The organism is Leeuwenhoekiella palythoae (assembly GCF_020310025.1).
GTDB lineage: Bacteria > Bacteroidota > Bacteroidia > Flavobacteriales > Flavobacteriaceae > Leeuwenhoekiella > Leeuwenhoekiella palythoae.
The window spans coordinates 1,815,373-1,828,940 of record NZ_CP084318.1; the positions used below are offsets into that span (position 1 = coordinate 1,815,373).

Consider the following 13,568-nt stretch of genomic DNA (forward strand, 5'->3'; position numbering starts at 1 on the left):
TTTGATAAGGCCGGTGGGCAGCATACAATAACCCAAAAGGGATTCAATTAGCATTATGTTAGATAAAATTAAGGAGCTTATTAGCGAAGCTGAAGCATTTACGGCGAGTTCGCTTGATGAAGTAGAAGCTTTTAGAATTAAGTTTTTAGGAAAAAAAGGACTTTTCAATCAGTATTTTTCTGAATTTAAGAACATTCCTAACGAGCAAAAGAAAGCTTTTGGTCAAACGATGAACCAATTAAAAACCACGGTTCAAGATAAGATTGACACCTTAAAATCAGGTCTGGAATCGGCTGAAGAGCAAAGTGTTTACGGCGACCTTACACGACCTGGAGATGCGATCACTTTAGGTTCGCGGCACCCCATTTCTATTGTCAAGAATCAGATCATTGATATTTTTTCCAGAATAGGTTTTGATGTTTCAGAAGGACCGGAAATTGAAGATGACTGGCACAATTTTACCGCATTAAACCTGCCGGAACATCACCCGGCGCGTGATATGCAGGATACGTTTTTCATTCAGACTAATCCTGATGTCTTATTGCGTACGCATACTTCATCTGTACAAGTGCGTTATATGGAAGCAAACAAGCCACCCATACGCACCATCTCTCCGGGTAGAGTTTTTCGTAATGAGGCGATTTCAGCGCGTTCTCACTGCTTTTTTCATCAGGTTGAAGGTTTATATATCGACAAAGATGTTTCGTTTGCAGACCTTAAGCAAACGCTTCAGCATTTTACCACAGAGATGTTTGGGAAGAGTAAAATTCGGTTAAGACCTTCTTACTTCCCGTTTACTGAGCCTAGTGCCGAAGTAGATGTGTATTGGGGCTTAGAGACCGAAACCGATTATAGAATGACCAAAGGAACCGGTTGGTTAGAGATTATGGGCTGCGGAATGGTAGATCCTAATGTGCTCGAAAATTGTGGCATTGACTCTAAAGAATACAGCGGTTTTGCCTTTGGTATGGGTATAGACCGTATCGCCTTATTATTACATCAAATCTCAGATATTCGTCTGTTAAGTGAAAATGACTTACGCTTCTTAAATCAGTTTAAAAGCGCTTTATAATCCATCTAGGCTATGAAAAAATATGTAGTTATCGCCGTACTTCTAATCGCTCTTGCGCTTGTTGCATATCTTACGTTTGTGATCGCAGCGATTAAGATCATTATTGGTAGTATTTTCTTAGGAATTATGGCGATCGCTATTCTTGCGCTTTGGATTATGTGGAAGGTTAACGACGACTAATCATGAAAAAAGACATCACAATACCTGAAGTTGAAGGGGTGTACGTCGCAGCGGTAAAAGAGTTTAATGAAACACATCGCACCAATGACTGGAACGCATATCTCATTAATGATACCGGCGAACCTCTAGAAATGGTTTTAATTGTATCTAAAGGCTATAGCGCTAAACAGACGACCAGCCAAATGCGGCACAAGCTACAGACCTTACCGGCAAAAGCATTTGCTAAGATTGAGTTTGTTGAAGACAGCGTGCTTAAACTTACTAACGAGTTTGCGGTAACCTTTTTTAAAGACGGAAAACTCTTTGACAAGAAGTTCATTTTTCCGGCAAATAGTATTCAAGATAGTAAGGTAGGACCTTTGCCCTCTATGCTTAAAGAAGGCGTTCTAGCCGAATGATCTAAGTAAGTTTTTCGGTTAGTTTTTTAAAAGTACTTTTGGGATCTTTTCCTTTATAAAGCACGTTATAAACAGCATTTATTATCGGGGTTTTGGCACCCAACTCCTGATTGATCTTAAAAGCACTTTCGGCAGCATAATAGCCTTCGGCAACCATACTCATTTCCATCTGAGCACTTTTTACGGTGTATCCTTTACCAATCATATTTCCAAACATTCTATTTCGGCTAAATACAGAATAACCCGTAACGAGCAAATCTCCTAAATACGCCGAATCATTGATGTTTCGCTTCATTTTATGCACTTTCTTGATGAACTTTTTCATCTCTCTAATGGCATTGCTCATCAACACGCTCTGGAAGTTATCACCGTATCCCAAGCCGTGCGCAATTCCGGCGGCTATGGCGTAAATGTTTTTTAGCATTGCGGCGTATTCTGTACCTATGGTGTCGTCGCTTATCGTGGTATTGATATACCAACTTTTAAGGTGATCTGCGACTACCTGTGCGTGTTGCTCGTCTGCACAAGCGATGGTCAGGTAGGATAGTCGTTCTAAAGCGACTTCTTCGGCGTGACAAGGACCGGTGATCACTCCGATATTTTCAAACGGAATATCATATTTATGGTGAAAATGCGCCCCAACGATCTGACCGGTTTCCGGCACGATCCCTTTTATGGCCGAAAAAATGATCTTATCCTTAAAACTTGCGGTCACTTTTTCAAGCTCCTTTCCTACAAAAGCAGAGGGCACAGCAAAAATGAGGTAATCTGCATAGGCGATGATTTCATTGATGTCATTACTCAGTTTTAAATGAGCAGTATCAAACTCTACAGCGCTTAAATAATTGGGGTTATGTTTTTCTTTTTTAAGATGTTCTAAAGCATACACACTGCGCATATACCAGCCTACCTCATCTAAGTTTTCAGTAAGCATTTTTACGATCGCAGTTGCCCAGCTTCCGCCGCCGATAACACCAAATTTTAAAGACATATTATTTTATTTTTCTGTAGAAACAGAATTATTTTTCAATTTATGAAGGCATTTGTAAAGCCTTATAAAACCTCAGTTTTAGGGCTGTTTTACCTCTTTCAAAGATACTCATTTTAGAAGGCTCGTAAAATGCTGAAAGTCACTTTAGTATTTTTTTGGCACGCGGTTTGGATATGTTAAAATGCAATTCTACAGCACTGACGTCACCGCTAAGAATTTTAATTGGCATCGCTCAAAGACATTTTTCCGAGGGCAGTTTAATCTGAATGTATTCAGAACTTATTCATCTTTAAAACCGAACAATTATGAGAACGATAAAATTACTTAGTGCTTATTTTTTAATGCTTGGCGTATTTACCTCGTGCTACACTGATGTATTTATCGAGGACGATCTTGCAACACCTGTGGTGCCGCTATCTTCAGTGCTAGCCGATTATGAGTTGTGGTATGTAGATATTGATCAAACACAAGGCAATGGGACCATCCCTTTCATGGATAAGGCCTTCACCTTTTCTTTCCTCAACGGAACCGTAATGGCCAATAACAACCTCGCCGGAATTGGCGATCAGGGCAGTGGTTTTGGTATCGAGGTGGGCTATTATGATATTTTTGACTACGATCTAGACATAAGTCACGATATTGATGGTTTCTATTCATTTGAAGTTTCCCTGCTCTCTAATAATGCGATCGAACTGTATAATCGATATACTAATACATCGTACGTGTTGATAGGTTATCAACGAAGCAATTTTGATTATGATCGCTTGTTTTATGACAATATTCATTTTTTCTTGCAGGAATATACAGTTTGGGAAAAGGTTCATACCAGCCTAAGTGGAACCTCTAATGCGTTTGATGCAGAAAATTACCTGCAGTTCTTACCGGCAAATTCAGTCGTAAATTTTAGAAGTTCGCAAGACCCTATAGGTAGCTCAACTACTGATTTATATTGGGATTATAGCGGGATTTATGAAGTGAATAATGTCGTTAACAATGCCTATTTAAAAACATTGACATTAGATTATGACTATTTTGCTAACGAGTATTTTGAACTTTCTATACTTGATGATGCGACTATAGCGCTTTATCATCCTGCTTCAGGGAGTGAGTATCGTTTTAGAGGTCGTGGGTATATTCAATACAAAACGCCTTCAGAAGGAAAGAGCAGATTAAAGCAAAGCGAGATCGAACAAAATATTAAGGCGATCAAAGCGTTAGCCTTATAAGCAATAAATATTTTTTGGTTGGTTAGTTGAGATCGCCCCGTTGAGTTATTCGCGGGGCGATTTTTTTGGCGTTGCTTAATGGTAGTTTACTGCAAAAACATTCACATAGTTTTAAAGTCCAATACACAAAGGGTTAAATAGGTATTTTGTAAATTGAATCTTTAAAACTAAGACTAACTTAAGAATAAAAACATGGGATTATTTTCATTTATTAAAAATGCCGGAGCCAAAATAGGTATTGGTAAAAGCACTGCCGAAGAAGCTGCCGAAAAGAAAGCTGAGGCTGCTGCAGCCGCTGCTGCTGCAACCAAAAAGGCCGAAGCTTCGCTTAAAGAAACTGTTGCAGATTTAGGTCTTGAAGTTGAAGGCCTAGATATTAAGATTGACGGAGAAACCGCAACGGTAACCGGTAAAGCAAAAGATCAGGCAACTAAAGAAAAGGTAGTACTTGTTGTAGGTAATGTAGACGGAATCGCGCAAGTTGATGATCAAATGAGTGTAGAGCATAAGGAGCCTGAGGCGCAGTTTCATACTGTAGTGTCAGGTGATACACTGAGTAAAATCGCTAAAAAGTTCTACGGAAACGCTATGAAATACCCCGTGATTTTTGAAGCAAACAAACCAATGCTAAAAGATCCAGACAAGATCTATCCGGGGCAAATGCTAAGAATTCCAAATTTGGATTAAGTATTATACGATCTCAAAAAACTAAAAGCTTCAGTACTACTGAAGCTTTTTTTTATGGATGTCATCGCAGGATATAAAACCCACGAAGTAGCTTTTTTGATGTGGTTATCTATAAAAATTCATTTGATCAATATAAACCCATACCGAATGCGGTAGTAGCGGGCGGCAGTTTTTACCGGCTTTGATCGCTTTGCGGATGGCAGTTGAAGATATCTCTACCACAGGGGCATCAACCACGTGCACGTTAGGGTGAGCAAGCAAATCAGGTTTAGTCTCTTGTCCTCCTATACGAGGATATACATAGATCTCGTGACGTTCTAAAATAACCTCGTAGTTTTTCCACTTGTGCAAGGTGCGCAAATTATCTTCTCCCATAATCAGACAAAACTCGTGCTGTGGGTATTTTTCTTGCAGATGTGCAAGTGTGTTTGAAGTATAATTAGGTTGGGGTAGATTAAATTCAATGGTACTCGCTTCAATCTTTGGGTATTCTTCAACAGCTTCAAGAACCAATTGATACCGATGATTATTATCAAGCAACGTCTTTTTTTTCTTAAACGGGTTGTGCGGCGTAATGACCATCCAGATCTTGTCAAGATCGCTATATTCTGCAAAGTGATTTGCGATAATCAAGTGCCCTACATGCACCGGATTGAATGTGCCAAAATAAAGCCCGATTTTCATATTACGCGTTGATGTGCTTGGTTACAAGTTCGTAAGCTTCAGCAAGCGCAGTATCCAGATCATTATTTTCTATGATGTAATCAAATTGCGGAGCGGTTGCGAGCTCAATACTGGCCTTGGCAACACGCATATTGATACGGTCTTCACTTTCGGTTTTGCGCTTTTTTAATCTGATCTTTAATTCTTCGATACTTGGTGGTTTTACAAAAACAGCCAAGGTGCGCTCAGGATACAGCTTTTTGATATCTAGACCGCCCACAACATCAATGTCAAAAATAACGTGCTTACCTTCTTTCCATATGCGCTCTACTTCGCTTTTTAGTGTTCCGTAGAAATTGTCACGATAGACTTCTTCCCATTCTAAAAACTCATCTTCCTTGATGCGGCGTTTGAATTCTTTAAGCGAAAGAAAATAATAGTCAACGCCGTCTTTTTCAGTAGGTCTGGGCTCGCGCGAAGCCGCCGAAATACTAAACTCTAGATTAAGTTCTTTTTTCTCCAGAAGCCATCTTACGATAGTAGTTTTGCCACTTCCGCTAGGTGCAGAAAAAACGATGAGTTTACCCGTATCAGCCATTTTAAAGTACGTTTAAAAGTTGTTCTTTGATCTTCTCCAGTTCGTCTTTCATACGCACAACAACCTGTTGCATAGGTGCATAATTAGATTTTGAACCTATAGTGTTGATCTCACGTCCCATTTCCTGACTGATAAACGCCAGTTTTTTACCATTAGAATCAGCAGAATCCAGAGATTTTTGAAAGTATTTTAGGTGATTGCTAAGACGTACTTTTTCTTCGGTGATGTCGTATTTCTCTAGGTAGTAGGTGAGTTCTTGTTCAAAACGATTCTCATCAACTTCTGTCTTTAGATCGCTCACCGCTTTGGTTAGACGCTGGCGTACACCGGTCATACGCTCAGGATCTAGAGTGATCACTTCATCAAGATTAGTCGCGATGTTTTTTATGCGTAATTCAAAGTCTTTTTTTAGCGCTTTGCCCTCGTCTACCCGATAGGTGTCGATAGCATTGAGCGCTTCTTCTACACCGGCAAGAATAGATTTATATTCCTCATCATCAATCTCATCGCGTTCGGTTTTAAGTGCGTCAGGAAGGCGGGTAGCGATTTTTAGCAATTCGATATCAGCTGCATCTGGAGTAACCTCACGCAGTTGTTTCATATATTGTTTAACCACATCTGCATTGATCGAGCTGCTGGTTTCTTCGCCATTAAGCTCAACATAAAGACTAAAGTCTATTTTACCACGCTCGAGTCTCTGAGCAACCAAGTTGCGTAGCTCCAGTTCTTTCTCTCTGTAAAAAGAAGGAATCCTCGCGTTTAGATCTTGATTTTTACTGTTAAGAGATTTAATCTCGATCGTTATTTTTTTTGTGGGCAATTGGGTCACCGATTTCCCAAAGCCAGTCATAGATTTAATCATGCACTTAATTTAAAACGGCAAAGATAGCAAATCATAGCGTGTATAAGGCATTGTCATTTTAAAGCTGAAAAGCACATATCACCGATAAATGAAAATAGTTTTAAAAAATTATTAATTTCTGTTAATTAATAATATATTACAAGGATAATAATCTAAAACACACATTATTTATGAAGAAATTATCTCTAATTTTAGGTTTTGCACTATTAGCATTTGTCTCCTGTGCTGAAAATTCTGAAGAATTAAATGATTCTCAAGCTATGGAGGATCAGGAAGTTGCTGTAGATATGAGTGATTTTTATCTCTATACTGAAGATTTGACCAATGGTAAGGCCAGTGCCGGTAAAAATGCTAAAGTTTGTTATTCTATGGCCAACTTAAATAGACAATTATCTGAAGATGATAAGCTGTATGACAAGATGTATTCTATAGAAAAGAATGTAAGAAAATTCATAAACTCAAAGAAGCCTGATGGTGCCGGTAACGGTAATGGTAATGGCAACGGAGGCGGTGGAGATACCGGAGGTGGTACAGATCCTGTTGATGACGGTTTAGGGAGCATCAATATTCCGGTAGTAGTTCACGTCATCTATAGCAATTCACAAGAGAATATTAGTGATGCACAAATCGCTTCTCAAATTGCAGTGCTTAATGATGATTTTAATGCCACAAACAGTGATTTGAGTCAAGTGCCCGCAGAATTTGCAGGAGTAGTTGCAGACTCTGATATTAATTTTACTCTGAGTCAAACCATTCGTGTTGCTTCTTCACGTACCTCTTGGGGAACTAATGACGAAATGAAGTTCTCTTCAAATGGAGGTTCTGATGTCGTAAGCCCTAGCACACACTTGAATATTTGGGTTTGTAATATTGGCGGTGGGATCTTAGGATATGCACAATTCCCGGGAGGTTCTTCAGCTACAGATGGCGTAGTTGTTGGGCCGCAATATTTTGGAAGTACAGGATATTTGGCAGCTCCTTTTGACGAAGGAAGAACTACAACCCACGAAGTTGGTCACTACTTAAATTTACGCCACATCTGGGGTGATGGTCGTTGTAAGCAAGATGATTTTGTTGCAGATACTCCATCTTCAGACGGGCCAAACTATGGTTGCCCATCATATCCAACAGTAAATTGTAGAAGTACGGATATGACAATGAATTATATGGATTATGTAAATGATGCGTGTATGTATATGTTTTCTGAAGGACAGAAGAGTCGTATGCGTGCACTTTTTGCATCTGGTGGACCAAGATCAAGTTTCTTAAACTAAATCGCTCAAAAGCTAAAGGAATGATAAAGGCGCTCCCTCAAGGGCGCCTTTTTTGTATTTTAAGTAACTAAAAAAGAACTTATGAATTATCTGTTAGGAATGCTTATGCTGGTTTTTGCAGCCAAAGGTTGTGAAGAACAATTGGCATATACAAGTATAGATTATGAAGCTTCTTCTCGTGGAATTTATTATCATATTCATGTTGAAGGAGATGAACTTATGGTTGAAAATACGCGAGATGGAAGTGATAAAATCACTAAAACCTTAACATCGGTTCAGGTTAATGAACTCAATAGACTGGCTCAAGCTTATGTTGCTGCCACCAGTGGCAATATAGAAAATCCTTCTGATGCTTCTGCTTATGATGCCGCAGTGCCGGTTAGTTTCGTAATAATGAGTGACAGCTATAGCAGAAGTGCCAAGTTTGATCGTGGTAGCCCTCCGGCGCAATTAGCACCCTTAATAGGCAGACTCTTATTGCTGGCTGAATCTGAATAATATAAAAAACCCGTAAGTAACGCTTACGGGTTTTTTATTAAATCTAATGCTATTTAGAATTACAGCTTGCGTACCCAGATATTTCTAAAACTTACAGGATTACCGTGATCTTGAAGTTTGATGGGGCCTTCACCGTGCGCCGGATTTTTCGGTTTTCCTATGTATTCGGTAGTACCTTGAATTTCGGTATTATCTTGTACTAGCACTCCGTTGTGCAAAACCGTTACTGTAGCCGCTTTGGTCTTGTTTCCATCGGCGTCAAATTCCGGCTGATGATAAATGATATCATAAGCTTGCCATTCCTCAGTAGGCTTTGTTGCATTAGCCAGCGGAATGCTTTGCTTGTAAATCGCAGTTGCTTGTCCATTTGAATAGGTTCGGTTTTCAAAGCTATTCAATACCTGAACTTCGTATAAACCTTGCAAGAAAATACCGCTGTTCCCGCGGCCTTGACCTTCACCCTCTACAACTTGAGGCGCTTGCCACTCAACGTGCAATTGCATATCGCCGAAGCTTTCTTTGGTCTGAATATCTCCTGTGCCGCCTACAACGGTCATAGAACCGTCTTTATTGATCTGCCAAGGCGCATTAACCACAGAATCTTTTGTGCTTTCCCAAGCATCCAGATTTTCTCCATTAAAAAGAACCACAGCATCAGAGGGTACGTTATTTTCATCAAAAGAAACCACCTCAGGTTCCGGTTCCCAAACTTCGGTAGCTTCAGGATCTGTGATAGGAGCTTCTTTTTCTACGGCAGTAGTATCTTCAACCGGTGCAGTGGTTTCTTCGTTTTTCTTTTCTGAAGTATCGCAAGAAAAAAGCAAACCAGCTGCTACAAACGGAACTATAAATTTTTTATTCATAATTAGAGTTTTTTAATTTTTATGTTTTTAAAGGAAACTTGATGTCCGTGATCCTGTAATGCGATAAGACCGGTGTCTGTTTTAGCGAAAGCTTCCCAGCTGGCAAACTTTGAATTTGACACTAAATCCTCCCATCCTTCTCCTTTTACAGGAAAGGTCACGACTTCTTCTCCATTCAGTACAATAATGCCTTGATTGGTATTGTAATCAATAGTGATCTCGTAGCTGTTCCATTCTCCGGCAGGATTCACAACACCTTCTGGAGCACCTATCATATCATATAAAGCGCCTGATCTATGGCTAGGTCCAGCTTTAGTGTCCGGGTGACGCTCGTCATCCAGAATCTGAATTTCAGGTCCCGTAGCGTATGGCTCGTGGTATTTTGGGTCTTCTTCTACAGCCCACATAATTCCGCTGTTGCCGCCTTCAGAGATCATCCAATCCATTTTTAAAACAAAGCTGGTGTATTCTTCATTAGTAACAAGATTTTCAGACCCATCACTATTTTCTGCAGGAGTAAATACAAGGGCATCATCAACAATTTCCCATTGTGTGGGAGCTTCGCCGTTGTAGGCATGCCATTTGTCAAGATTATTTCCGTCAAAAAGCACTTCCCATTCGCCATCTTCAGGCTGGGTTGCTTCGGTGGTAGCTACTGCTACTTCTTCGGTTTTTGCCTCTTCTGCTTTTTCTTTACACGAGGTAAAAAGGGCCATAGCAAGGGCTACCGACAGTATTAATTGTTTCATTGTTTGTGGTTTAAAGTCCTAAAATTCGTTTTAATTTGGCTTCGTCGGTTTTTGCTCCTGCAAAATCATCAAATGCTTTTTCTGTAGCTTCAATGATGTGACTGGCGATAAAAGGCGCGCCTTCGCGAGCTCCTTGCTCCGGAGATTTGATGCAACATTCCCATTCCATCACCGCCCAAACATCACAGCTATATTCGGTGAGTTTAGTAAAAATGGTTTTAAAATCTATTTGCCCATCACCAAGGGAACGATAGCGGCCTGCGCGATCTCGCCAATCACCATAGCCTCCAAAAGCACCTTTTTTGCCGGTAGGATTAAATTCTGAATCCTTAACGTGGAACATTTTTATAAACTCGTGGTAGTTATCTATATACTCGATGTAGTCTAATTGCTGAAGCACAAAATGACTGGGGTCGTACAGAATATTAGCACGTTTGTGATTTCCGGTAGCTTCTAGAAAACGTTCAAAAGTTACCCCGTCATGAATATCTTCTCCCGGATGCACTTCATAACATACATCAACTCCTTGCTCGTCAAAAGCATTTAAAATAGGAGTCCATCTATTTGCCAATTCTTTAAAGCCCATTTCTACCAATCCCGGCGGGCGTTGTGGCCACGGGTGAAAGGTATGCCATAATAAAGAACCGCTAAACGTACCGTGCACGTCAATCCCTAAATTTCTGCTGGCTTTTGCAGCACTCATCAACTGATCAACCGCCCAAGCCTGACGCTTTTTAGGATTGTTTTTGTAATCGTCTGGTGCGAAGTTGTCAAACATCTCATCATAAGCAGGATGCACGGCAACCAGTTGCCCTTGCAGATGCGTACACAGTTCGGTGATCTCGAGGCCGTAGCTTTGCACTTTTCCTTTTAATTCATCGCAATAGGTCTTGCTTTCTGCGGCTTTTTTCAGATCGATCAAGCGACCTTCCCAAGTGGGTATTTGAATGCCCTTGTAGCCTAGATCACTTGCCCATTTACATAACCCATCAAGCGAATTGAAAGGTTCTTTATCATCCATAAATTGTGCAAGAAAGACAGCGGGGCCTTTAATGGTTTTCATAGTAGTTAATTTATTTTATAAAAAATCAAGCGCCTCCTAAGAGACGCTTTTTTAAGATTATTCTTTTAGACTTACCCAAGCCGAATTGTTGTCATTTGACGCCACAGCGGCATAGATAAATTGCATTCCTCTTAACCCGTCATCAATTGTCGGGAAATCGGGTCGCTCGCTAAATGCTGCCCCATCTTTAACCGATAGCACTTCTTTTGCAAAGCTTCGGTAAATGGTAGCAAAACCTTCTAAGTAGCCTTCAGGGTGCCCCGGAGGAACACGGGTGTACTCTGTGGAAGCTTCATATGTGCCATTTCCGCCAGGAGTGTAAATCTGTTTTGGTTTATCGAGCCAGTATGCGGTAAGCTCGTTTGGGTTTTCTTGTCCCCAAGCGATGCTTCCTTTGGTTCCATAAACGCGAATGGCTAAGTTGTTTTCTTCTCCTGTTGCGATTTGCGAAATGCTCAAGGTTCCTTTAGCATTGTCCTCTAGACGCAAAAGAATATTACCATCATCATCCAGCACGCGACCGGCACCAAAGCTGGTAAGATCTGCCGCAAGCTCTACGATTTTTTTTCCGGTGATGTATTCGGTTAAGTTTTCTGCGTGGGTACCAATGTCGCCAAGCGCACCGCCTATACCAGATTTGCTAGGATCTACACGCCAAGAAGCCCCTTTATGCTCGGTTTCTTCAACAGCGGTTGACATCCAACCTTGTAGGTATTGTACAACAACCTTTCTAATATCGCCAAGCTCTCCGTTCTGGATCATTAAACGCGCTTGCTTTACCATTGGGTAACCGGTGTAATTATGGGTAAGCGCAAACACTTTTCCACTTTGCTTAACTACTTTTTGTAGGTCAAACGCTTCCTCAAGACTAAGTGTTACAGGTTTATCACAAATCACGTGAAAGCCGTGCTCTAAAGCCATTTTTGCCGGTGGAAAATGCATATGATTTGGCGTTACGATCGAAACAAAATCCATACGCTCGTCTTCAGGAAGTTGAGCTTCCTTTTCGATCATTTCTTCAAAACTTTTATATGCGCGCTCAGGAGCAACGCCTAAAGCTTCGGCAGATTTTAGACTGCGCTCTGCGTTGCTGCTAAAAGCACCACAAACCAAATCTACCATTCCATCTATTCGGCTGGCACGTCTGTGTACATCGCCTATAAAAGAGCCTTGGCCGCCACCGACCATTCCCATTTTTAATTTTTTCATCGTTATACTTTTTCGCCTTTGTATTCTATTTTTTCGTTTTTGAATGCGATCAGGAAGAACACAAATACCGCAGCAGCAAAGGCCGCAGGATACAACCAAATGGTCTTCCAATCGTGAGTTTCTCCCACAAGATAATTATCTGTGATTTGGCCTGCAACCCAAAATCCTATTAACATTCCTACCCCGTAGGTAGCTAATGTTATAAGTCCCTGAGCAGCACTCTTGTTGCTCGATCCTGCTTTTGAATCGGTGTAAATTTGTCCCGAAACAAAGAAGAAATCATAACAAACTCCGTGAAGGGCGATACCGATTAGAAGCATAAAGGAAAGTTCGTCTGCATTTCCGAATGCAAAGAGTACATAACGAATAACCCAAGCCAACATCCCAAAAAGCAACGTTTTTTTGATACCAAAGCGTAATAGAAAAACTGGAATTAAAAGCATAAACAATACTTCAGAAATTTGCCCGATAGATTGTTTAAGGGTTGGGTTTTCCATCTGCAATTCGGTTAAAAACGGATTGGTGTTTTGATAGTAAAACGCTAATGGAATACAGATCAAGATTGAAGAAATAAAGAAAATTAAGAAGTTTTTATTCTTTAGCATCGTAACCGAACTCAACCCTGTTTTTTCTAGAATTGATTGATTTTCGTCAGATTTAATAGGTGGTGTTTTAGGTAATAAAAAGCTGAAAACACCTAAAAATGCCGAAGCAATAGCAGTCATTGTAAAGGTGTTGCTCAATAAACCTTCTTGAATTCCGCTTTGCGAATCCCAACCTAAAAGGCTGATGATGAATCCGGCAACAATCCAACCTATAGTTCCAAAAACACGAATCCACCCAAAATCTTTTGATGGGTTGTTCATTTGTCTAAATGCTACCGAGTTTACTAAGGCCAAGGTTGGCATATAAGCGATCATATAACCTAACACGTAAGGATAAAACACTGCAAAATCTGTAGTTTGACTCATTTGATACATTAAGAATGCACCCACGAGATGCAGTAGACCTAAGATGCGTTCTGCATTAAAAAATTTATCGGCAATAAGCCCAATGATAAAAGGTGCAATGATTGCTCCCCAAGATTGGGTTGAAAATGCCATCGCGCTTTGTGCGCCGGAGGCCTCTAAATTGTTTCCTAAAAATGTTCCCAGGGTTACAAACCAGCCTCCCCAAATAAAGAATTCGAGGAACATCATTAGTGATAATTGAAATCGAACAAGTGGTTTCATGTA

At 40.4% G+C, this 13,568-nt stretch carries 16 protein-coding genes; 7 read left to right on the forward strand and 9 right to left on the reverse strand.

The window, feature by feature from the left end; all coding sequences use genetic code 11:
• Window positions 1–55 precede the first annotated feature (55 nt).
• Genes pheS through LDL79_RS07690 form a run of 3 tightly spaced genes read left to right on the forward strand, consistent with a single transcriptional unit; the run spans window position 56 to window position 1,650 of the window.
• Window positions 56–1,072 carry a phenylalanine--tRNA ligase subunit alpha gene (gene pheS, locus LDL79_RS07680; protein WP_072981063.1) on the forward strand — a complete coding sequence of 339 codons (1,017 nt, stop codon included), beginning with the start codon at window positions 56–58 and terminating at the stop codon, window positions 1,070–1,072.
• Window positions 1,073–1,084: 12 nt separating this feature from the next.
• Complete coding sequence (locus LDL79_RS07685) at window positions 1,085–1,252, forward strand: hypothetical protein (protein ID WP_164916912.1); 168 nt, start codon at window positions 1,085–1,087, stop codon at window positions 1,250–1,252.
• A gap of 2 nt (window positions 1,253–1,254) precedes the next feature.
• Window positions 1,255–1,650, forward strand: coding sequence for a hypothetical protein (locus LDL79_RS07690; RefSeq protein ID WP_225599796.1), 396 nt, complete (start codon window positions 1,255–1,257; stop codon window positions 1,648–1,650).
• Between the two features lies 1 nt (window position 1,651).
• Here the strand turns inward: LDL79_RS07690 and LDL79_RS07695 are convergent, their stop codons facing one another.
• Window positions 1,652–2,641, reverse strand: coding sequence for an NAD(P)H-dependent glycerol-3-phosphate dehydrogenase (locus tag LDL79_RS07695; protein WP_225599797.1), 990 nt, complete (start codon window positions 2,639–2,641; stop codon window positions 1,652–1,654).
• Window positions 2,642–2,946: 305 nt separating this feature from the next.
• Here LDL79_RS07695 and LDL79_RS07700 point away from each other — a divergent pair, with 305 nt between their 5' ends.
• Window positions 2,947–3,867: a nicotinic acid mononucleotide adenyltransferase gene (locus LDL79_RS07700; RefSeq protein ID WP_225599798.1), complete on the forward strand. Its 921-nt coding sequence runs from the start codon at window positions 2,947–2,949 to the stop codon at window positions 3,865–3,867.
• A 192-nt stretch (window positions 3,868–4,059) separates the two neighbouring features.
• The gene (gene lysM / locus LDL79_RS07705; protein ID WP_072981067.1) at window positions 4,060–4,554 is read left to right on the forward strand and encodes a peptidoglycan-binding protein LysM; all 495 of its coding nucleotides are present in this window, start codon (window positions 4,060–4,062) and stop codon (window positions 4,552–4,554) included.
• Between the two features lie 105 nt (window positions 4,555–4,659).
• Here the strand turns inward: lysM and nadD are convergent, their stop codons facing one another.
• Genes nadD through LDL79_RS07720 form a run of 3 tightly spaced genes read right to left on the reverse strand, consistent with a single transcriptional unit; the run spans window position 4,660 to window position 6,677 of the window.
• The gene (nadD, locus tag LDL79_RS07710) at window positions 4,660–5,238 is read right to left on the reverse strand and encodes a nicotinate (nicotinamide) nucleotide adenylyltransferase (RefSeq protein WP_225599799.1); all 579 of its coding nucleotides are present in this window, start codon (window positions 5,236–5,238) and stop codon (window positions 4,660–4,662) included.
• 1 nt (window position 5,239) lies between these two features.
• Window positions 5,240–5,815, reverse strand: a complete 576-nt coding sequence (gene gmk / locus LDL79_RS07715; RefSeq protein WP_009778464.1) for a guanylate kinase — start codon at window positions 5,813–5,815, stop codon at window positions 5,240–5,242.
• A 1-nt stretch (window position 5,816) separates the two neighbouring features.
• Window positions 5,817–6,677, reverse strand: coding sequence for a YicC/YloC family endoribonuclease (locus tag LDL79_RS07720; RefSeq protein WP_072981071.1), 861 nt, complete (start codon window positions 6,675–6,677; stop codon window positions 5,817–5,819).
• A 170-nt stretch (window positions 6,678–6,847) separates the two neighbouring features.
• On the opposite strand from LDL79_RS07720, the gene LDL79_RS07725 reads away from it, so the two are divergent.
• Together LDL79_RS07725 and LDL79_RS07730 are read left to right on the forward strand one after the other, a co-directional pair.
• Window positions 6,848–7,951, forward strand: a complete 1,104-nt coding sequence (locus LDL79_RS07725) for a zinc metalloprotease (RefSeq protein ID WP_225599800.1) — start codon at window positions 6,848–6,850, stop codon at window positions 7,949–7,951.
• Between the two features lie 81 nt (window positions 7,952–8,032).
• Window positions 8,033–8,449 carry a hypothetical protein gene (locus LDL79_RS07730; protein ID WP_225599801.1) on the forward strand — a complete coding sequence of 139 codons (417 nt, stop codon included), beginning with the start codon at window positions 8,033–8,035 and terminating at the stop codon, window positions 8,447–8,449.
• A 59-nt stretch (window positions 8,450–8,508) separates the two neighbouring features.
• On the opposite strand, the gene LDL79_RS07735 is transcribed toward LDL79_RS07730, so the two are convergent.
• Genes LDL79_RS07735 through LDL79_RS07755 form a run of 5 tightly spaced genes read right to left on the reverse strand, consistent with a single transcriptional unit; the run spans window position 8,509 to window position 13,565 of the window.
• Window positions 8,509–9,312, reverse strand: a complete 804-nt coding sequence (locus tag LDL79_RS07735) for a 3-keto-disaccharide hydrolase (protein ID WP_225599802.1) — start codon at window positions 9,310–9,312, stop codon at window positions 8,509–8,511.
• Window positions 9,313–9,314: 2 nt separating this feature from the next.
• Window positions 9,315–10,061 (reverse strand): 3-keto-disaccharide hydrolase, encoded by a 747-nt coding sequence (locus tag LDL79_RS07740; protein ID WP_225599803.1) that lies wholly within the window; start codon window positions 10,059–10,061, stop codon window positions 9,315–9,317.
• 10 nt (window positions 10,062–10,071) lie between these two features.
• Window positions 10,072–11,124, reverse strand: a complete 1,053-nt coding sequence (locus LDL79_RS07745) for a sugar phosphate isomerase/epimerase family protein (RefSeq protein ID WP_225599804.1) — start codon at window positions 11,122–11,124, stop codon at window positions 10,072–10,074.
• A 57-nt stretch (window positions 11,125–11,181) separates the two neighbouring features.
• Window positions 11,182–12,333, reverse strand: coding sequence for a Gfo/Idh/MocA family protein (locus LDL79_RS07750; RefSeq protein ID WP_167598501.1), 1,152 nt, complete (start codon window positions 12,331–12,333; stop codon window positions 11,182–11,184).
• 2 nt (window positions 12,334–12,335) lie between these two features.
• Complete coding sequence (locus tag LDL79_RS07755) at window positions 12,336–13,565, reverse strand: nucleoside permease (RefSeq protein WP_225599805.1); 1,230 nt, start codon at window positions 13,563–13,565, stop codon at window positions 12,336–12,338.
• Window positions 13,566–13,568: the final 3 nt, after the last annotated feature.